We start from the raw sequence: 22,566 nt of genomic DNA, 5'->3' as shown, positions 1-22,566 counted from the left end.
GTCCTCAAAATCATTCGTGCAACCCTGAGAGGATAACCAGCTCCGAAATACACTATCATCCAACACCACAGTTACCACGTTTTTGGACCAACAACTGGAATCTTTTTGACTCATTTCGCCGAGGACTTGACCTAATTGAGACATAAAAGCCGCTTCAAACAACTTTCTAAGCTGATTTATTGATAAGCTAGAAACCAACTTTTGATAACTAATCTGAACCGAATTGCTCACTATTCCGAATTTCACTAACAAGCTATTCAAGGTGGGTAACCCTAGCAGCTGACCTAAAAAAATAGCTGTAGGAACTTTTCTAACTTGGCTAATTCATCAGCACTCAAAGTCTCTGAATCAAATGTTTCCGAAATGGTCGTAAATACACTGACATCATTACAAAAATGACCGCGAAAATATTTTTGTACTAAAGAAGATAACTCTTTGCGAAATTTTTTTTAAAATGTAAGTTCATTGTAATAGGTATTATAGTTTTTTAGTCGATACAATAATAACCTTTTGCAATGAATTATGGGTATAATTAATTGAAATTCAATTTTTTATGCCCTTTTTAATTTCTACAACTTAAGGGTCAAAGTTTATGACAACTCACCTTAAGGGTATAATATAACTTTGAAGAAAAATCACAAGGCAAAACTCGATAAAAACCACTAAAAATTCAAGTGTAGATGCTTAGGCAATTATTTTTTGCCGCACAATCAGGAGCGACTGTAAGCCCAGAAACAATAGTGGATAATTTACGGAAATGTTAAATGTTTAGAGCATAAAAAGTTGAATGTATCTTAAGGTTCAAAGACAATTACCTCTACATCATTGGCCACTTCTGCCAGTTTTTCTTCAATCAAGGGCTTTACTTCAGCCCATGCCAAGCCACCATACCCACAGCCCAAAGGAGGCAAAGCAATAGAAGCCACCTTTTCGGTTGCTATCACTTTTGCCAAATCATCTAGTCCCTCACTAACATAAGCTAATTTTGATTTTCCCCGCCAATGTTGTTTGGTCGGAAAGTTAACAATGATGCCAGGAGTGTTGCCTGTATGGGTTACAAACATTTGCCCTGTGCATACCTCATCACTTTTGCAAGCTGTGCGGTATAATTCATAGTTTTTCGGAAAGCGTTTTTTAAACTCTAGTGCCAGCCCTTTGCCCATTACTCCTACTGTGTTTACAGGGTTTACTATAGCTGCTACATTTTCGTCAAATAAAGAGCCTGCTTTTTTAAATGTTATTGCCATATTTTTAATAAATTAGGTCTGTTTTTTTGCTACAATTTACAGCAAAGAAATGGAGGCTTCAAACCTCGATTGGAAAGAAAATAAGTTTAAATTTTAGAGTAAAATTAAATATGTTGTTCCCCAATGATGATAACTTAAGGTATCATATCCCTGATTTGGTCAGTGCATATCTTACTGTATTTTGCCGAAAGCATTTATTTGGACTTAAAATATTTACACAGGATGATTATGCCTGGAAAGACTTTGTCCTTCGAACCCGTTTCTTACTTTCTACCATTCCTGATGAGCACATAGAGGCTTTGTTTAAGTTTAGTAAGCAAGCTAGCATAAACCCTTGGACACACCATCAACGAGAGGCTTTACTAACTGCTTGTTGGGTGGCAGGTTTATTAAAAAAACGCCAATTTTTGCCCCAAGTCAAAGACGCCATTTTGACCGCCAACGATCATATTTTTTTTTCACCTGCTTGGCTATCTGCACTGGCGTTGTATGGTGACGAAAGTCTTATTCCAACCTTGCAAGTCTATATCAATCAAAATGCACCAACCAAATATTACAATTATAGCAATGCAGCTACCCAAGCAGTGTACGCCTTGCGTCTGTGGGACAACCAGCACCAAACCAACTATGCAAAAGCTTATAGCCAATATGATATGCATTTACGTATCAAAACCAACTTAGATCAAGTACTCAAGGTAAGCGAAATTATCAGAGCCAATATTGACTTTGTGCATAGTTGGGAACTCCAACAACGCCTCAAAACACTGTTAGATGAAACCGCTACCCCTAGTGATTATTGTCATGGTTTGCTTACTCCACCCATCATTAGAACTTATGCTGAGGGGCAGCAAGCCCACGCCTCGTGGTGGTGGAATCTCGAAAGAAAGAAAGCGCAGTACTTGGCAGGGCAATTTAAAGGGATCATTGACAAAAAAAAGATTGATTATCCAGAAAGTTTGATAATACGAACCAGTCATCAGTTCGAAAACTTTGTTCGTCAATACATCCAATACCCTCAACAAACTTCCTACTTGCCTGAGCTGATTAAAGAAGCTTTGCTTGCCCAAGACCCGGTAGACCTGTTGGCAGCCCTGGAGATAGATATTACTTATGGCTTGCCTATAAAGGTCGTAGAGATTTGTTACCAAAAACTATTTGAGCATTTGCCTCACTCTATTGCTTTATATGAAAGCTACGCCTTAGCACTGCTGATGCGTGGTAATAGTCAAGACCAAAAAGCAACGGCTATGTATGAAAAAGCTCAAGCAATGAAAGTAAAATATGTATGGAATGAGCAAGTATGGGAAGGCTGGGCGCATAACCCTGTGAGGTATAAGTAGTAGTAAAGTAAAAAGAGCTGTCTGGCTAAGACAACTCTTTGATAGTTTTTACTGGGGTAAGCCCATATTCTTTGCCTTTTTCAACCATAAAAGCAAAAGCTTCTTCTATTTCATTGCGGATTTCACCGTCCAGTACCGCTTCTCTTACTGCAGTTTTTATCAACCCTACCTCACGGCTGGGTTGCAGGTCAAACGCTTCCATGATTACCTCACCCGTAATCACAGGTTGGAAATTACGCATTCGGTCTTTTTCTTCTATTTCTTTGAGCTTGCGTTCTACCACATCAAAGTTTTTGAGAAAACGCTTTACTTTCTCGTGGTTTTTAGACGTAATATCTGCCCGGCAAAGCATCATCAGCGCGTCTATATCATCGCCTGCATCAAACAACAAACGCCGAATGGCTGAATCGGTGATGTGGTCGCGGAACAATGGAATGGGGCGCAGGTGCAAGCGTACCAATTTTTGCACAAAACGCATGCGGTCGTTCATGGGCAACTTAAGCCTACGAAAAATATGCGGAACCATCTTAGCTCCTTTGTCTTCGTGCCCGTGAAAAGTCCACCCTGCCCGTTTGTCAAAACGTTTGGTGGCAGGTTTGGCAATGTCATGCATAATGGCCGACCAACGCAGCCACAAGTCGTCCGATACTTTGGCCACATTGTCAAGTACCTGTAGCGTATGGAAAAAATTGTCTTTATGTGCTTTGCCATCTACCACATCTACCCCGTGTAGATCTACCATTTCAGGAAAGATTAAATGTAGCAACTCAGCATAAAACAACAACTTAAACCCATAAGAGGGCACTAGGGCTTCTACAATTTTATTTAGCTCTACCGTAATGCGTTCTTGTGATACAATCTTGATACGCTCTTTGTTTTTTTGAATAGACTCAAACGTATTGGGTTCTATGTCAAACTTTAGCTGAGTGGCAAAACGTATGGCACGCATCATTCGCAATGGGTCATCAGAAAAAGTAATGTCTGGGTCAAGCGGAGTTTTAATTACCCGTTGCTCCAGGTGCTTTATTCCCCCAAAGGGATCCATCACTTCACCACAATTATTTGCTTGTAGGCTAATGGCCAAAGCATTGATAGTGAAATCTCGACGGTTTTGGTCATCTTCGAGGGTACCATCTTCCACAATTGGCTTACGCGAATTGCGTTGGTAAGACTCCTTGCGTGCACCCACAAACTCCAGTTCCCAGTCTTGAGCCTTGATTTGAGCCGTACCAAAATTCTTAAAGTAATTTACTTGTGGCTTATCAGGTAGCTCTTCAGCTACCGCCTTTGCCAGCTCTATACCACTACCTACGCATACAATGTCTATGTCTTTCGAGGGGCGCTTAAGTATCAAATCGCGTACAAAGCCACCTACCACATAAGTTTCAAGCCCAGTTTGCTGGGCTACCTTAGCCACAGTCTCAAGAAGGGGATTATTGTCTACAACTTCCTTATAATTCATTTTGGCGCAAAGTTTTTGGGGACATCCGCTGCTTAGTATATTCTAGCTTGGCGGGTTATTGAGTGTCTTTTATCAACTATACTCTACTTATACTACAATCAGAGGATACGCTATTTCAGTTATTAAATTTCAGCACTTATTTTGAAAAATATCCAGATATAGGATTTTAGCCTACTTTGTAGAGTACTTGGTAGTTCCTTACTAATCCAAGTCTGCAAATATAACAAACCTAAAGCAATAAATAATCATATTTGCTCAAGCAACAAACGACAAGCAGGCAGCCTGTCGTTTGTAAATTTTAAGAATTAATTCAAGTTGCAAGGTACAAGCCACAAGTCTTGAGATGCCGATGTATATCGGTGCTTCAATTGGTGGTTGTTTAAGCTCAAAAAATAGTCATACCTCTTGATAACCAAAATTTTAGTTTTACAACCCACAGCTTACGTTAAGCGATACTTTATCAGTTGTTTGTAGAACATTCGCAAACTTGCCGCTTGTCGCTAAAAGCTTGAGGCTGCAAACTATTTCACCTGTACCAAATATTTGACCGTACATTGCGAGTGATTATAAATGATGTATTCATTGTTGCGTAAATCGGCACCTCCTTCGGCAAACAAAGAATCATAATCCCCCTTTTTTTTGAGGTTTTTCTCGCTTAGTTCATAACACCACGACTGGTGTTTTTTGAGGTGATATTGGTTGCCTACATGTACCTCATACAAAGCAAGGAAACCATCTTTGGCTGTGCCTCCTGTCCAGTAAGAGCCACGTAAAGATGTGTAATTCAGTGATTTACGGAATTTGTCAGCAAAGTACAAACCATACCCAAACATTTTTCCGGTAATTACCGCGTTGGCTGGACGCAGTACCAGTCCATTTTCCAGAATAGACATCCAGTTTTCGTTACGGCTGCCGTGCCAAAAAAGCTCAGTTTTTTGATCTTTAGCCGTCTTTTTAAAATCGTCGTACCATTGCTGCGTCTTGATATTGGTTACCTCAAATGCTTTGTGGAACTTATGCGCTTCGTCTTGCATTAAATCCTTGATTTTACTAATTACTGCATCATCGGTCACCGTAGCCATTTCCAGCCCCATTGCTTCCAGCAGGTTTATTTCGTTGGCGTTTTCCTCTTCAGCAGCCACTTTGGTTTTTTCATTAATGTCTACCTGTCCACGCATTACATCAAGTGTCGCCTGCTCTTCTGCCATTTTCTTTTCCATTGCCTCCACATCGTCTTGAGTAGTAGCACCAGTAAACAAATGATCGTTTACATTAGACATTTTACGAGGAATAATCTGATACAAGTTCAACAAGTTACGGTTGAGGTCCTCCAGCTTAAGCTTGGCTTTTATATCCTTACTTTTCTTTTCTACCATCCCTACAATCTTGTCCAAAATCTCTTGCGCCTCATCTACTTGTTTGCGGGTTACCTGATCGGCAGTTACATTATAGTTGTCACCAATAGATTTTTTGGCGTACTTAGTCAACAAATTAATGAGCTTTTCTACTCCCTTGTCGTCAATATCAGCCAGTTTTATTTCTTCTTTGCTTTCAGCAAATAAGTGGGTTTGATCGGCGTAGCCCTTGCGGGTTTTTTCGCGGTATTTCTGGTCCCACTCCCGCATTGAATAACTTCGGGTAGTAGCCCGTCCGCCTACTCTGCCATAGCTCACCGTAAAGGTGCCATCACCGTTTTCCTGCATTTCATAATACTTGTTGTTGTTGTTGGCAGTTACCATAATTAGTTTTGCCGTGCGAAGGTTGTTGTCGGTCGTGTTGTCGTTTTCGTTGCTCATTGTTTTTGAAATTGTTAGACTTGTTAGTAAGTATATTTTGACAGAGGCAGAGAGCAAACGGCCTAACACAAGTATAAAGTAGAAGAAGATATATACAACTCGTGATTTGCCGCTTACTATTGGTCTCTATTATAAAGCTTTACCCAAAAATACAATGTATCACATATTTAGCATTCACATTTGCCAAGAAATATTAATGAAATTTTTTTTTATAAAACTGACAAAGAGAAGTCGTGCGTATTTTTTGAGCAAAGCTGTATTTTTGTGGTCTCATAAGCACTAAAAAACAATGGAAGATCATAACAAAAAGATATTATCTCTTTTGAAAACCAAAGATGCCCACAACATAGCATTTGCTTTTCAGTTGTGTTTGGGGAAAAATGGAGAGTACAATGAAAAAGTGACCAAGGAGTTGAGAAAATATCCTTTTTTGTGTATTGAGTATCAGGTAGAATTTGACAATGGAGTTTATTCGGCAAGTAAACGCGATTGAAATATATGATAATGAACTATGTTTTTCCGTGAATGCCTCTGAAATCTAAAGCTGAACAATTTTGCATTTCTTCGTAAAACTTCATCCTTTGATTAACATGAGAGTGAGGGTTAGTTGTATTGAGTCAAAACTCCAATTTTACAACTAACCCTCACTTTCAATTTTTATAAGAAAGTCCTGTTACTCCTCCTTTAGCACTTTATAAAATGTGCCATTTACTTCTACCAAGTAAATACCCGCTTCGAGGTCTGTTACATTAATAGAACCCTTGTATGCCAGTTTTTTACGAAGCTTGCTCTGCATATCAAAAATGCGAACGATGGTACCTTCGCCAATGCCTTTGATAAATAACTGCTCGCCCAGTGGGTTGGGGTAAAGGTTTACCTTACTTTCTGATTGTGGTTGGACAAAACCCTGGGTGGTGGTTCTGGCCGATGAAGCTCCTGCTGCCACACAATCAGTACAACTCTTGACCCAATCAATCTCAAAGGAAGTATTTGGCACATTTACTGGGTCAAGGCGTAGGGCTGTGATGGTGCCTTTCCAGTCAGGATGATTGCCCACATTAAAAGTCAATATTTTCCATTCATTATTGCCAGAATATCTTACACTTATCACCCTGCTTCCAGAAAAATGAGGGTTAGTATTAGTCGCAAAAAGTATTTGAGGCACCACATCCTCAGAGGACTTCATTCTTACCTGAATAGTTTGTACCTGATTAGCCTGGAAGTTAAATTGATGGTTAGTAATGATTGCATCTCCACTATCTTCGTTAGAGGTTCCGCGCAGGGTGCCATCTTTTACTTGCACATTTACAACATGGTACAACTTTGTCCAACCCTCAAATTTATCAGCGTTATCAGTTTTATCAAAACCAGTCTCCAAATCTTTGGCATTAAGCTGATCACGGTTCTTACGATTCTCCTCCACATCTGACATACCATCTCCATCAGTATCTATGTAACTCGATTTGACCCAATCAATCTCAAAGGAAGTATTTGGCACATTTACTGGGTCAAGGCGTAGGGCTGTGATGGTGCCTTTCCAGTCAGGTTGATTGCTCACATTAAAAGTAAGCGTTTGCCAGTCTCCATTGCCAGTATAATGAGCAATTAACGGCTTATTTTTTGCTGGAAAATAAGATTCATCATTGATATAAAAAAACAATAGAACAGGCACATTATGCGAAGCCTTCATTCGTACCTGAATGGTTTGTACCCGATCAGCCCGGAAGTTAAATTGATCGTTAATAATGGCTGCTCTTATACCACTATTGTTAGAGGTTCCGCGCAAGGCACCATCTTTTACTTGCACATTTACAACATGGTACAACTTTGTCCAACCCTCAAATTTATCAGCGTTATCAGTTTTATCAAAACCAGTCTCCAAATCTTTGGCATCAAACATACTGCGACTTTTAAGATACTCGTCCACATTTGACATACCATCTCCGTCGGTATCCATTATAGGTACCACAAAGTTGGTATTCCAAGTGAGTTTATAATATTGCCTGTTGCCAATGGCTTTTACTTTTACATACAAATCACCCGCTGGCTCTATGTAGTACCCACTGCCCGGCGCGCTACGCAAATCATCTAAGGATGTATACGGAGACATACTTAAAGCGGTCTTATCAGGGCAACTGGGGCAATTAATAGCGGCTACCTCTAAACCAACCAGTTTACCAAAGTCTTTGAAGATAGTGGTGAACTCATCACCTGCTGTAGCATCATCCATTCGCATTTGTATCTGCTTCGTTGAAGGCAGACTGTCAAACTCATATACATACTCAAAGCCCTCATTTACAATTACAGGCAGCGATTGGTAGTGATCCACCTGATTGTCATCTGGTCTATACAACACCTGTTGGGATTCAGCGCCTTGTTTTTGACGGGTAACCACAATATTGGGAAACTGGTCTTTGTGAGTACCAGGATAATTCAACGTAGCCAAAGCAAAACGGTGATGACTACGATAAACATTTGCCCATTTGTCTGGATGTGGGTTTTCTTCATCGCCCACCAATATAAAAGGATGGTTGCTTACCAAAGCAGTGTTAGGTTCCCCAGTAAAAGTTCCGGTTTCGTCTTTAACCACCACAGACCAAAGCCTGGGGCGAAGCCTGAATAAAGGCTGGTCATTTGTTGGTTGAATATTGAAGTTATCTAATTTACAACGAACTACCTGATCAGTGGTGTTACCCCTAAATATATGATTGACATGTTTGATAGCTGAACCAATGTTCCCCAACAAGTTGGCTTTTTTATGATCCCACCCTATAAAATGGCTATGATGTATTTGACCAGGGCCATCGTATACCAAATACGCCTGGCGTTGCATGTTTGCAGGAATGAAGTTATAACCTGAATGAGCCACAAACACCGAATTATCTATAATACAGTTGCTGGCAAACATAGTACCCGCCTTGTTTTCAACCAATATATTGTTTCTAAAAATGAGGTTATCGGTAGGGCCTAGCACAAAAGGCCCTTGTGGATTAGGAAGAAGCCAGCCAAAGCCTGCATACAATGCCACATCATTGGCAAACCACAGGCAGTTTTCCATCAGGTGTTCTTCTTTGTTATCCCATCCTCTGCTAACCAAAATCTTGTGATCAGGACCTATTTGGTCAAAAATATCAAAACCAGTCATACAACTATGGGCCACATTACCCTTAAAACTAATCAATGGCGACTTATGTGGTTCCATACTTTTAAAACGAGGATCCTTAGCTGATGCACCTGTAGGCTTGGTAGGGAACGCAAACCAATATCCTGTACCATGTGTGCCAGCGGCTATGTTGTCTTCAAAGGTGTTTTGGGGGTTGGTAATCCAGAAGCTGGCTGGGGTGCGGTCTTGCATCTTATCAAGCTCGTTATCAGAAGCAATTAGTTCTTCTCCTTTTTTGGGACGTTTGGTAAGCAATACCACATTTTTGCGGATGGTGTTAAAACGTTCGCTGCCATCTTCCAGAAAGACGCCATGCCCAATATGGTCATAACAAAAATTGTTTTCAACGAGTGTGCTGTCTGTACCATGAATGGTAATGGCTCGGTTGTACGATTTGTGCACGCTGGAGTTTTTGAAGTATTGTCCCTTACCTGCCTTACCCAACATATGCCAGTGAAATGGGTAACGCCCCATTTTCTGCTTTTGCCCCATGTTGTATAGTTCCACGCCACTTACATAAGCCTTGCCCTTGCCCATCATCATGATGTGGCCACCATAGCCTGTATTAGTAGGGGCTCCCTGTATTTTAATATTATGGGTAAGCATGCCTACTTCGGCTCTTAGGTCAGCCGTCCAGGTTTTAGAGTCGTCATTGTTGGTGTAAGTTTTTACCCCTCCATCATGCGCATAGGTCAAAGCCTTGTCTAGAGTAATTTGTGTTCCTGCTACAGACACAATGGTACGTTTTTCAGACCTATCAGCCCAGACATTATTTTCCTTGGTAAGACGGTTGGATGTAATGATGATTTCATCACCTGATTTCCAGTGGGTAGTAGCTTCTGCCAACACCACTTGATTGCTACCAACAGCACCGCCACTTTGCAGTTTTGTCCAACTGGTTTTTGCCAAACCATGCATCTCCAGGCGGGCGTCTCCCATAGCTCCCAAATAATTATCTCCCATTGTTGGGTGAGAAGTATCTGTACCATCCCCAGGTGCATTGAGGGTAATGGTGGCTTTTTTAGGGTAAGGAACCAGCGCTTGCCCAAGTTCAAACAAAGCATCTGCTCCCATCACCATAATATTATGAGTAGTAATATCTAGGTCACGGTTTTGGGCAGCCACCAGGTGTCCATGCACCATAATACGTTTTGCCTTGATTTTTCCATTCATTACTACAGTGGTTCCTGCTGGTATAGTTACCATCTGGCTACTGTTTGGCTGGGTGTCTCTCCAAGTAGCCGTCTTTTGCCAATCGTGTAGTTTCTCAAGGCGCAAATCGTCTACAAAGGCGGTTTGATCCCCTATTTTCGAATTGATTCTTCTAAGTTCTATAGTGTGGTTGCCAGCAGTTAAATAAATGGCCAAAGAATGTAAGTCGGTGTAAGCGTTAGAGGGCACTTGTATATTACCCAAGTCGATGCCATCTATACGTATGCCCACATTTGGGCGTTGTATGTTCAGCACTTTGGCGCGCAATGCAGCCTTTACCCATACCCGGTAATAGCCAGCCTCAGCCACTTTATATGAGCGGTGTGCTCTTCCTACACTTTGTAAAAACATCACTTGATTTCCCTCAGGAGCCTGAAGACGATTTTTAGTAAGGTGAGAATTGTTGTTTGAAAAACCTGCCCTGCCAAAAAAAGTCCAAACAGTACTTGTTGGTTTGTAAACAAGCGAAACTGTTGTCGGGCTTTCAAAACCATCGACAGGTAGAACTGTGTCAGCAGTAGGTTGCGCTTTGAGCGGGTGAATGCAGGCAACAAAAGCCAGCAAGCAAGCCAGGTAAAAAGGCTGCACAGGCGGTTTTAGTCTGATAACCTTGTATGTAAAATGTATCATAACTTTTGTATTAACCAACAGGCAGTCTTGAATTATTTTGATAGGCACTTACTATCAATCATCTGCCTGGCAAGTATTGTAATATCTAATTTCCTACTCTGTTGTTGGGTTTTCGGAATCCCCACCAGCAAAGGTCTTACAAAGAAAAATACTTTCCCAAAACCAGGTATAAGTGGTCGTTTTTGGGGTATAACTGGTAATTGGAAGGAAATTTATTGTGTTTTTTTTGTCCAAATTATACCTATAACAAGAAGAGCTGAAAACAGCACCTTTTGTTAAAGTATTTAGGCGGCATATAAAGAAGTGTTTAAAAGCGGGGATTATAGTAGCCATTTGAAGTCGTTCATTTACCTAAAGGCAAGTTCGGTTCACAGTCTAGAGTTTTTATCGGGTACGTGTTTTCTCCAGCTAAAAAAACGAACCAAAACCGATGGCTATTTCTAAATCCTCCGAATCAAGTTCGGAGGGCACTGTCAACAGCTAAATTTAAACAAGCTCTGAAAAACGCTTTAAGCATTTTAAAAAAATATTGCCTAAATGTGAGTTGGTGTCAGCCATAATTTACCTTTTTAGTAAGGTGTACTTTTAGGCAGGTAATTGATTTTATCCACATCTTTATACCTGATAATTTTGATTACTCAAAAAATCCATATCTTTTAATAAACTTCCCCAAATATTTTCACCTTCACCCCCTGCCCAAACCCCAAGTTTTTGTAACTTTGGTCACTTATTTTGATATTATTGTGAATACATGAACAATCCACATTTTCCAAAAATAGCTCAGGAACTAAATATTACTGAGCACCAGGTGGCAGCCACGGCGTTATTGCTCGACGAAGGGGCTACCATTCCTTTTATCGCCCGATACCGTAAAGAAGCCACCGGAAGCTTAAACGAAGTTGTCATTGCACAAATTCGTGACCGACTGACGCAACTGCGCGATCTGGACAAAAGAAGAGAGGCTATACTAAAATCGATAGAAGAACAGGGTAAACTCACCCCTGAACTCAAAAAGAAAATAGAGGCTGCCGAAACCATGACAGCCCTCGAAGATTTGTACCTGCCTTACAAACCCAAAAAGCGCACCCGCGCTACCATTGCCCGCGAAAAAGGGCTGGAACCTTTGGGAGAAAAAATATTTGCTCAGGAAGATTTTGACTTAATAGCAGAAGCCAAAAAATTTATTGATCCCGAAAAGGGCGTAAATACTGAGGAGGAAGCCCTTGCCGGAGCCCGCGACATTATTGCCGAAAAAGTAAACGAAGATGTGGAAGCCCGTGCTACTATGCGCGATTTGTTTTGGAAAAAAGGTGCCTATACAGTAAAGGTGATTCCAGGCAAAGAAGAAGAGGCCAAAAAATACATGGACTACTTCGACTGGGAAGAAGCTGTACAAGATGCCCCTTCACACCGGGTATTGGCCATTCGTCGGGGCGAAAAAGAGGGCATGTTGTCGCTTGATACCTCGCCCGAAGAAGAAGAAGCCTTGCAAAAATTGGCTCGCCGTTTTGTGAAAGAAGACAGCAGTGCTGAAAACACCGAGCAAATGGAACTTGCCGTAAAAGATGCTTACAAACGTTTGCTTAAATCTTCTATGGAAACCGAAGTGCGTCTTAAGGCAAAGAAAAAAGCCGATTCTGAAGCCATTCAGGTATTTGCCGACAATTTACGTGAACTCTTACTGGCGGCTCCTTTGGGGCAAAAGGCGGTCTTGGCAATCGATCCTGGTTTCCGTACAGGTTGCAAGGTAGTATGTCTCGATCCACAAGGTAAGTTGCTGAAGCACGACGTTATATTTCCCGATCGTCGCCGCACCGAAGCGATGGCCACCATTCACGATTTGTGCAAAAAATACGATGTACAGGCTATAGCCATTGGCAATGGTACCGCAAGCCGCGAAACCGAAGCTTTCATTCGTAGTATTGGTTTACCTAAAGAAATTTTGGTAGTAATGGTCAATGAAAGTGGAGCGTCTATCTATTCAGCGTCTGAGGTGGCACGCGAAGAGTTTCCTGATGAAGACATTACTGTCAGAGGATCGGTTTCTATTGGGCGTCGTTTGATGGACCCATTGGCTGAGCTGGTAAAACTAGATCCAAAATCGATAGGAGTAGGACAGTACCAACATGATGTAGACCAAACCGCCCTCAAGAAAAGCTTGGATGATGTGGTAGAGAGTAGTGTAAACAAGGTAGGGGTAGAGGTAAATACGGCAAGTAAGCAACTCTTGACTTATGTATCTGGTTTAGGCCCTGTGCTTGCGCAAAATATCATAGAGTACCGCAACGAAAATGGTGCGTTTAAAAGCCGGGCTGAACTCAAAAAAGTAAAGCGTTTGGGAAACAAGGCGTTTGAACAAGCAGCTGGTTTCTTGCGCATTGGCGATGCTCCTAACCCACTAGATGCCAGTGCAGTACACCCCGAAAGCTATCCTGTTGTAGAGCAAATGGCCAAAGACTTGGGCTGCTCAGTAACCGACCTCATGAAAGACGACAAGTTGCGTCAACAGATTGACCCTAAAAAGTATGTAACCGATACGGTGGGTTTGCCTACATTGAACGATATTTTGCAAGAACTTGCCAAGCCAGGGCGCGACCCTCGGGCTAAGTTTGAGGTGGTAGAGTTTGCCGAAGGGGTAAATACTATAGAAGACCTCAAAACCGGAATGAAACTCAACGGTGTAGTAACCAATGTGACTAAGTTTGGAGCTTTTGTAGATATAGGCGTACATCAGGATGGCTTGGTGCATATCAGTGAGTTGTCTAATACTTTTGTGAGTGACCCCAATGAGGTGGTCAAAGTACAGCAAAAAGTAGAGGTGATGGTGTTGGATGTAGACGTAGAACGCAAACGCATTCAACTCACAATGAAAGGCGAAGCTGGAGCAGCTGATACAGCAAAACGACGCAACAACAAAGACCGCAAAAACAAGCCTCAAAACCGACGCAAAGACGGAGCAGGTAATAAGCCTAAAGGTAAAAAAGAAGAAGAAGTTCCGGAAGGAGACTTTAACTCTAAGTTGGCTGCTTTGAAGGCAAAGTTTGGCAAATAGAGAAAAGCACAGACCTTGAGCGATAAGCAATAAATTAGATACATATACAACAAAAGCGAGACAAATTTACTTTGTTTCGCTTTTGTTGTATTATAGCAAATAAGATTGAGCTCCTTAGTCAGCCGATTTGTTACTAAACAAAGGAATATTGATCCCTACATAAGGCATTACATAACGGGTAGCTTCTACTCTTTCGATGGCAGGGTCAAAGGTGTCGTTGGTTACTTTGGCAAACGTCCAGCGGAAGTCAACCCCCAAAGTAAGCCAAGAGTACAATTGGTAAGCAGCTCTTACATTGGCAAGTGACCGATCGTCTAACACTAAAGCATCTTGCAAAGTAAAAAGGTTGCCCTTTACATAAGTTCCTGACAATACTACTTTAGGGATCAAACCAGTAGCATCTCCTTGAACAAACAACAAAGCAGAGTTAGTTTTGCTAATCTCAAAAGGCAACTGTAAACCACCCGTAATTTTAATTTTATTCAATAAATGCCCACTCAAAGTACCATAAATACCTTTGGTAGCCGTAGTGTCGGTAGCAAGTGCCAAAATGTTGGCATCTTTGTTTATCTCGTAGGTAGCATCAAAAAACTGAGGGCGGAAAAACTTACTGTAGTTTTGGTACTCTAAACGTGCTTCCATCGCAAATATATTGGCAATGAAGTTCAAGCGAGCCCTTACCCCAGCACTAAATCCCGAACCAGTACCGTACTCTTTCACAGCTTCGTTTCCGGCTACTGAAGCTATAGCATCCAAATCTTTTTTGAGGCTGTCAGAGTTGTTTTTAAACAAAAAAGCATACTGGGTATAAGCATCTACCTTTATAAAAGGAATGTTTAAAAGAGTGATGCCTGCATCTACATTCAACCCAGTCATTCCACTGTTTACATAGCGGGTATCTATTAAGTCGGTAGTAGAGTCTGCCGAGGTAGTAGGAATGGTGATAGGCAAAGGAGTAGTGGAAGTTGCTACCGGCAAAGCTTGTTGAGAACGGTCATGCACTACCCCTACCCCAATCTCGAAGGTATTGATAATAGGTGCAAGAGAGTTGACAAAAGGACGTACATAGGGGCGAACTGCTACTAAGTTCAAACCATTAATATCGCTATATAAACCTTCTACCCCAAAAAACCTGCTGCCAGGGCTAATGTCAAACTCAAAACCTACCTTCCGACGCTCGAAACTAGGCGAGTTGGTATAGTTGTTCAATAAGCCGCCAAACCCTAAGTATGATCTTCTGAGTACTCCTACTTTGATATAAAAAGGGTCACGACGTTTGCGTCCATAGCGGAAATACTGAACCATACGCAAAATCCCCCCCAATCCGTCTTGAAATTCTTCTGCCCGGAACGAACCATCTTTGGTGCTAAACATAATAGGAATGTCTAAGCCAACCCCTATTTTGCCAAAAGCAAGCTCAGGTTGCAAGCGAAATCCTACATAACCGGTTTCGCCGATTTGAGTGTAGCCAAAAGGAATGGCAAATACATTGGCACTGTCTGCCATAGCCATTAAGTCGCCTTGAGCTTTAGATTGTTGGGGCTTGGCAAGGAACAAGCAAACAAGGGTCATTACCCCCCAAAGGTTCATTTGATTTGTAATTGTTTTGAAGTTCATAGATTACTGGATTTGGTTACAAACTTGATTTTTTGTGAACTCAATATGAGTTCTGCTATAAACGAAAGTTATTTTATACTTAAACAAAAATGGTTTTTGGGACAGGTTTTGACTAATTGCCTAAATACCAACATTAATCAACCGAAGCTACAGCTGTGCTGAGCTCTGCTTCAGCTAATTCTGTAAATCCTAAAATCACTTTAATCTTAGTATAATAAGTCATGGACAAAAAATAGTTTTTTGATTTGGGCGAGTTTTTTCTATGACTCAAAGACTTACCTCAATGTCCATAAAAGCCCTACGAACCGAAAAAATGCCTTGTCTCAAAGTCAAAAATATCTTTTCCATGATGGTTGTTTAATTTTAATAAATGATCAATTTTTTATTGATTGACTTAAAAACTTGCAACAAAAATAACGCAATTGTTGAGTGTAAAACTTCTTTGAATGCGACTATTTTTGGTGAGGTATTGAGTAGGCAATATTTACCATATCCTCACTGAAGGTAAGCTAAGTAATTTTTACCTTAAATAAAGTGAAATCATTTGATTTTATACCAAAAATTGTAAATCCTGATTCATCAAGGGCTGAATTTCTCATATATTGTCCCGTCAATGTTATAAACTATCATCATGAAAAAATTAATAGGACCTTTTAAGCAAGTTGTTACCCTCGAAAACCTTCCTGCAAAGGGAGCCATCAGCGACGAACAATTGGTAATCAGAGAAAATGCTGGAGTTTTGGTGAGTAATGATATTATAGAAGCAATAGACGATTTTGATAAGCTGGTAAAAACCTGTGATCAGGTAGAACGCATAGAAGAAGATTGTGTATTGTTGCCTGGATTTGTCGATGCCCATACCCATATTTGTTTTGGGGGCAGCCGTGCCCGCGACTATGCCATGCGAGTGGCAGGCAAACCTTACCTAGAGATAGCGCGTGCTGGAGGTGGAATTCTCGATTCGGTAAGGAAAACCCGCGAAGCTTCGCTTGATGCTTTAGTAGCTTCAGCTACCCAGCGAGCATCAAGACATTTGGCCGAAGGAGTAACTACCTGTGAGGTAAAAAGTGGCTATGGTTTGTCGGTAGAGGCTGAGCTTAAGATGTTGGAAGCCATTAAAAAAGTAAATGATACCCATGCTATAGACATAGTGGCGACTTGCCTGGCAGCCCACATGCGGGCACCCGAATACGATGACTCTATGACTTACTTAAACGATGTATTGGAAAAACTACTGCCTGAAGTAAAGGCGCGTAACTTAGCCAAACGGGTAGATATATTTGTAGAGGACACCGCTTTTTCGGTAGAAGAGGGCAGGCATTACCTCAACAAGGCAAAGGCCATGGGGTTTGATATTACCATTCACGCCGATCAGTTTAGCACCGGGGGCAGTGCACTTGCGTGCGAAGTGGGGGCAATCAGTGCTGACCATCTTGAAGCCAGTACTGACCAGGAAGTAGCGCTTTTGGCAAAAGTCGATACTGTAGCAGTGGTTTTGCCAGGGGTTACCTTTGGCTTGGGTATGGACTATGCCCCCGCGCGTAAGCTACTCGACCAAGGGGCTTGTGTGGCAATTGCTACCGACTGGAACCCAGGTTCGGCGCCTATGGGCGATTTGCTCATGCAGGCAGCAGTACTGGGCGCGGTAGAAAAACTCACCACCGCAGAAACTTTTGCTGGAGTGACTTTTAGGGCGGCAAAGGCGCTCAACTTACACGACAGGGGGCAATTGGTAGCCGGACAATTGGCCGACCTGACCGGGTTTGCAACCGATGATTATCGTGAGATTTTGTATCACCAGGGCAAGTTTAAGCCATACAAGGTCTGGAAACGGGGGGAGTTGGTGTAGCCTAAAGGGATGAGCTATAAGCTTCTAGCGACAAGTTTAAAATAATTGATGATTGAACTTGTCGCTAGAAGCTTTGCTCTAAATCGGGTAGTTATTGTTGAGGGCTACGCCCGAAATCCCGTTTACGGGGCGGTCACATTCCTTAGTATCGATAGTTTAGTTTTTTTATATTGGGAAGGTTAACCCCCTTCAGTTATTTACTCAATAAAAACTGTATTTGGGACTTTTGAGCAAACAGTTAAAAAAACATCAATATGGTATAATAAGTTTTAAGTTGCTGTTTTTCAGTATATTACTAGATGTGAAGGCTTACAAAAAAGCTATCGACTATCGACTGAATGCTGTGGACTATTGTTAGCATTTTTCATCAGTATTTTATATATTGGAAAAGCGTAAAAAGGCAAATCCAGATGAACAGTCTCGAAAAAAAGGCATACCAAAGAATACAAGAGGTAAAGGATAAAAATTTAAATGAATTAGATTTGGGAGGCTTGGCACTCAATGCCATTCCTGCTCAAGTGTTTGAGTTGCCACAGTTAGAAATCCTTCGTTTACATTTCAATCGTATATCAGTTATTCCGGCACACATTGCCCGGTTAAGTAATTTGCGGGAACTCAATTTGGTGGTAAACCAACTCAAAGATTTGCCTGAAGAACTTGCTCAACTCCAAAACCTTGAGCGTTTAAACCTTACCTCTAATCAATTAGAAAAGTTTCCGGAAGTAATTACTTGCTTGCCTGCCCTCAAATCGCTTTCTATCGAGCACAATCGACTGTTGGGCATTCCAGCGGCTATTGGACAACTTACTCAACTTGAGCTATTAAATATTACTGCCAATCAAATTACCGACCTGCCTTCAGCCTTATTACAATTACAACACCTTGAGCACATCTTTGCCGATGAAAACAACCTGAATGACCAAGCCCAAAAATTGATTGATTGTCGACTGAGGATTTCTGAAGCACGTGAGACCCACGGGCTTGACTTATCAGGGATGGGGTTAGACAAGGTACCTGTAGAAATATACACATTACATAATTTAAAAACATTGTGTCTCGACCAAAACAACATTCATCAACTGGGCGAAAATATAGGCAAGCTTACCCAGTTGTGTAAACTCAGCCTAAAAAACCTGCCAGTTGGTTTATTACCCAAAGCATTGTTTGAACTGCCTTGTCTGGAAGATCTCGACATTAGTCAAACCAATATTACTACTTTATTGCCTGAAATAAGCCGACTTACAAGTTTGAAAAAACTCAACTTAGAAAACACTAAAATTACCCACTTGCCCCACAGCATCACCCAATTGCCCCACCTCGAAAGACTCAACGTAAAAGGGATGCTATTACAAATGCCACCGTTGCAAGTGGCGCTCAATGGTATAAAAGCCATTAAAGATTGGTTTGACAACGATCAAAATACAATGCTTAACGGATAATGCTTATTTGTTGACAGGCTTGTTTGATATTTTTTGGCTCGCTACCCAAGCTTTATTACCCCACCAATATTCTTTATATATGTCAAGTTAACCCCCTTTTTGTTAAAAAAAGCAAAAACCTGCCTATTTCCTTAAGTTTCTATTAACTTCACACTAGGTAAAACAAACTGCTATTAAACGAGGTTATAGCAACTTTAGTTTGGTTAATAACCCTGTTTTGCCAAACTATTACCAAAAAAAGACACAAAAATCTTAAGAAACACGTAAAGTTTGCGACTCATTTGATTGAGTCGTGAAAAACCTGCCTGTTTATCAGGGCTCTATATCGATTTATAATTACTGACATATAATCATCCAACCTTATTAATTTTTTAAAATATGGATAGACGTAACTTTTTACAATTGGCTGGTTTAGGTGCTGGAGCCATGATGCTTCCTATACCTATTTTCGGCAAAGATGTGTCAATAGAACACATGCTGGACCCGTTGATGACCATAGCCAAAAAAAAGAAACTTTCTAATATAGGACTCAACGCTGCTAAATCTAAGGGGGCTACTTATGCCGATGTACGCATAGGACGCTATTTAAATCAATATGTAATTACTCGTGAAAACAAAGTACAAAACCTGGTAAATACGGAATCGTTTGGGGTGGGCATCAGAGTAATTGCCAATGGTACCTGGGGGTTTGCCTCTACCAATGATGTGACCAAAGAAGGCATAGCCAAAGCTGCCGAACAAGCAGTAGCTATAGCTAAAGCCAATTCAAAATTTCAGAAAGAGCCCGTAAAACTGGCACCAGTTAAAGGGTATGGCGATGTAAGCTGGAAAACACCCATCAAAAAGAATGCATTCAAAGTACCTATTTCCGACAAAGTAGATTTATTACTCAAAGCAAACTCAGAAGCTTTGAAAAATGGTGCTACTTATGCTGCCAACTACTTGTTTTTGGTAAACGAACAAAAGTATTTTGCTTCTACCGAAGGCTCTTACATAGACCAGGATGTACATCGGATATGGTCTACACCCAACATTAGCATAGTAGACCGTAAAAAAGGTAAGTTTCAGAGCCGTAGAGGGCTAGGAGCCCCCATGGGTATGGGCTATGAGTATATGGAGCCCAAAGCCAAAGATAAGATTGCCGGACCCAAAGGCACCGGTGTAACGCTGTACCGCGATTCTTACGATTTGGTACAAGACTGTATAGATGCTGCCAAACAAGCCAAAGCCCTGCTTAGCGCCAAGTCAATCAAACCTGGGAAGTACTCGTTGGTGCTGGAGCCCAATCACCTGGGACTTACCATTCATGAGTCGGTAGGGCACCCTCTAGAGCTTGATCGAGTATTGGGCTATGAGGCCAACTATGCCGGAACTAGTTTTGCCACGCTTGATAAGTGGAAAACCAAGAAATTTAACTATGGTAGTAAACTAGTGAACTTAGTGGCCGACAAAACTCAACCAGGGTCGTTGGGGGCAGTAGGCTACGACGATGAAGGAGTAAAGACCAAAAAGTGGCACTTAGTAAAAGACGGTGTCTTGGTAAACTACCAGGCTACCCGCGACCAAGTGCATATGCTCGACCAAAATGAGTCGCACGGCTGTTGTTACTCACAAAGCTGGAACGATGTACAGTTTCAACGCATGCCCAATGTATCGCTTGAGGCAGGCAAAGAAAAATATTCGGTAAACGATATGATCAAAGATGTAGAGAAGGGCATTTACATTGTAGGGCGTGGATCTTACTCTATAGACCAACAACGTTACAACTTCCAGTTTGGAGGAACGCTTTTCTTTGAAATCAAAGATGGGAAAATTACTGGACCAGTGCGTGACGTGGCTTACCAGTCAAACACGCAGGAGTTTTGGAACTCTTGTACCAAAATATGCGATGACAGCGATTACCGCATTTTTGGGTCATTCTTCGATGGCAAGGGGCAACCCTCACAGGTAAGTGCAGTGTCGCACGGTAGTTCTACTACCCGATTTGATAACGTAAATGTGATAAATACAGCAAGGAAGATATAAGCTAGTTGGTAGTTTATAGTTGGGAGTCCGTAGCCTCTACAAGGTTCCAGGGACTAGGTGAAAGGTTCTAGGTACACCTTGTTCCCTAAGTAGCTACGCTTTTTCTATCACGCTGATTTTTAGTAGCTTATAAAGCCTCTAAAGTGATAAGCTTAACTCCTTTATGGTATGTGTGAGCACTGTCAGCCAGCGATTGTAGGCTGTGGACAAAAGCAAAACTACAACTTTCGGCAAACCAAGGTTTAAGAAAGTAGCGTTGAGCTACCAACTACTAACTACCGACTCTGGACTATCAGATTTATCAATTAAAAAAGAAATTCATACAATGTCTATATTAAGTAAAGAAGAAGCTAAAAAGATTTTGGCAAAAGCGCTCAGCTTTTCCAAAGCCGACGACTGCATTGTTACCCTCAATGGGAGCGACAGTGGCAACGTTCGTTATGCCCGTAATACCATTACTACCAGTGGGGTGCGTTCTACAATGACTCTAGGGGTACAATCTAGTTTTGGTAAAAAAACCGGAACCACCACCATTACCGAGTTTGACGATCAGTCGCTTGAAAAAGTGATCCGTCGCTCAGAAGAACTTGCCCGGCTTTCGCCCGAAAACCCAGAGTATATGCCTCCTTTGGGACCTCAACAATACAAAGATGCCCCTACATTTATTAAATCTACTGCCGACATTACCCCAGAGTACCGGGCAAAAGTAGCTGCCGATAGCATAGGACCAGCCGCTAAAAAAGAGGTAACCGCTGCCGGATTTTTAAACGACAGTGCTGGCTTTAACGCCATGATGAACTCCAAAGGTTTGTTTGCTTTTAATCAAAGTACCAACCTAAGTTTTTCGGTGACTATGCGTACCAACGACGGTACTGGGTCGGGTTGGGTTACCCGCGACTATAATGATGTAAAGAAGTTTAACTCTGCCACTGCCTCGCAGATTGCCCTCGACAAAGCATTGTTATCACGCAAGCCCAAAGCCATTGAACCGGGCAAATATACCGTGATTTTGGAACCAGTGGCCGCTGGAGCCCTCATTGGCAATATGATAAGTAACATGGGAGCACGCCAGGCAGACGAAGGGCGTAGCTTTTTGGCAAAAAAAGGTGGAGGAAACAAGCTAGGCGAAAAGTTGGTAGACGAACGCATTACCATTTACTCTGATCCCTGGAACAAAGAGGTACCATCGGCATCGTGGGATGGCAATGGGCAACCTATTCAGAAAATGAGTTGGATAGAAAAAGGTGTGGTGAAAAATATGTTTTATTCGCGTTATTGGGCAAAAAAGAAAGGCAAAATTTATATGCCAGCCCCCTCTAACGGTATTATGCTAGGGGGCAGTGCCAGCATTCAGGACATGATCAAAAGCACCAAAAAAGGGGTGTTGGTCACTCGCTTGTGGTATATTCGTTCGGTAGACCCACAAACCTTGTTGTATACCGGGCTTACCCGTGATGGAACTTTCTATATCGAGAATGGAAAAATTAAATTCCCGGTAAAAAACTTCCGTTTTAACGAGAGTCCGGTGATTATGCTCAACAACCTCGAAGAGCTAGGGCAACAACAAAGAGTAAACGGTAACCTTGTGCCTGCCATGAAGATACGAGACTTTACCTTTACCAGTTTGTCGGATGCTATCTAAAAGGTGTTAGGTATTAGGTGCTGGGTACTAGGTTTGTAGTACCTAGTACTTCTTTGTTGCTTCAGGTATTAGGTTTTAATCACTTGTTTGTA

General features: G+C 41.6%; 12 protein-coding genes. 7 read left to right on the top strand and 5 right to left on the bottom strand.

The genetic code is table 11. The annotated features are described in order from the left end of the window. Positions 1–794 precede the first annotated feature (794 nt). Positions 795–1,247 carry a macro domain-containing protein gene (locus Q0954_RS24925; RefSeq protein WP_299461601.1) on the bottom strand — a complete coding sequence of 151 codons (453 nt, stop codon included), beginning with the start codon at positions 1,245–1,247 and terminating at the stop codon, positions 795–797. Positions 1,248–1,357: 110 nt separating this feature from the next. Between Q0954_RS24925 and Q0954_RS24920 the strand changes: the two genes are divergently transcribed. Beyond that, a complete protein-coding gene (locus Q0954_RS24920; RefSeq protein ID WP_299461599.1) occupies positions 1,358–2,587 on the top strand; it encodes a hypothetical protein in 1,230 nt (409 codons plus the stop codon). Between the two features lie 25 nt (positions 2,588–2,612). Here Q0954_RS24920 and Q0954_RS24915 read toward each other — a convergent pair whose 3' ends face one another. Then, positions 2,613–4,049, bottom strand: a complete 1,437-nt coding sequence (locus tag Q0954_RS24915) for an HD domain-containing protein (RefSeq protein WP_299461597.1) — start codon at positions 4,047–4,049, stop codon at positions 2,613–2,615. Positions 4,050–4,570: 521 nt separating this feature from the next. Beyond that, entirely contained in the window at positions 4,571–5,845 is a 1,275-nt protein-coding gene (locus Q0954_RS24910; RefSeq protein ID WP_299461595.1) for a WGR domain-containing protein, read from the bottom strand. A gap of 289 nt (positions 5,846–6,134) precedes the next feature. Here Q0954_RS24910 and Q0954_RS24905 point away from each other — a divergent pair, with 289 nt between their 5' ends. Next, entirely contained in the window at positions 6,135–6,338 is a 204-nt protein-coding gene (locus tag Q0954_RS24905) for a hypothetical protein (RefSeq protein ID WP_299461593.1), read from the top strand. A gap of 180 nt (positions 6,339–6,518) precedes the next feature. Here Q0954_RS24905 and Q0954_RS24900 read toward each other — a convergent pair whose 3' ends face one another. Continuing rightward, positions 6,519–10,850, bottom strand: coding sequence for a G8 domain-containing protein (locus Q0954_RS24900; protein WP_299461591.1), 4,332 nt, complete (start codon positions 10,848–10,850; stop codon positions 6,519–6,521). A gap of 751 nt (positions 10,851–11,601) precedes the next feature. On the opposite strand from Q0954_RS24900, the gene Q0954_RS24895 reads away from it, so the two are divergent. Then, the gene (locus Q0954_RS24895) at positions 11,602–13,902 is read left to right on the top strand and encodes a Tex family protein (protein WP_299461589.1); all 2,301 of its coding nucleotides are present in this window, start codon (positions 11,602–11,604) and stop codon (positions 13,900–13,902) included. A gap of 114 nt (positions 13,903–14,016) precedes the next feature. Here Q0954_RS24895 and Q0954_RS24890 read toward each other — a convergent pair whose 3' ends face one another. After that, positions 14,017–15,519: a hypothetical protein gene (locus Q0954_RS24890; protein ID WP_299461587.1), complete on the bottom strand. Its 1,503-nt coding sequence runs from the start codon at positions 15,517–15,519 to the stop codon at positions 14,017–14,019. 631 nt (positions 15,520–16,150) lie between these two features. Here Q0954_RS24890 and hutI point away from each other — a divergent pair. The 4 genes from hutI to Q0954_RS24870 all read left to right on the top strand — a co-directional run bounded on the left by hutI (position 16,151) and on the right by Q0954_RS24870 (position 22,474). Next, positions 16,151–17,368, top strand: a complete 1,218-nt coding sequence (hutI, locus tag Q0954_RS24885; protein WP_299461585.1) for an imidazolonepropionase — start codon at positions 16,151–16,153, stop codon at positions 17,366–17,368. Positions 17,369–17,778: 410 nt separating this feature from the next. Beyond that, positions 17,779–18,807 carry a leucine-rich repeat domain-containing protein gene (locus Q0954_RS24880; RefSeq protein ID WP_299461583.1) on the top strand — a complete coding sequence of 343 codons (1,029 nt, stop codon included), beginning with the start codon at positions 17,779–17,781 and terminating at the stop codon, positions 18,805–18,807. A 378-nt stretch (positions 18,808–19,185) separates the two neighbouring features. After that, positions 19,186–20,832, top strand: coding sequence for a TldD/PmbA family protein (locus Q0954_RS24875; RefSeq protein ID WP_299461581.1), 1,647 nt, complete (start codon positions 19,186–19,188; stop codon positions 20,830–20,832). A 325-nt stretch (positions 20,833–21,157) separates the two neighbouring features. Further along, positions 21,158–22,474: a TldD/PmbA family protein gene (locus tag Q0954_RS24870; RefSeq protein ID WP_299461579.1), complete on the top strand. Its 1,317-nt coding sequence runs from the start codon at positions 21,158–21,160 to the stop codon at positions 22,472–22,474. The last annotated feature ends 92 nt before the right edge of the window (positions 22,475–22,566 follow it).

This window comes from uncultured Microscilla sp. (genome assembly GCF_947493425.1).
Lineage (GTDB): Bacteria > Bacteroidota > Bacteroidia > Cytophagales > Microscillaceae > Microscilla.
The sequence above is the reverse complement of the archived record's forward strand: the minus strand, read 5'-3'. Positions and strand labels throughout refer to the sequence as shown.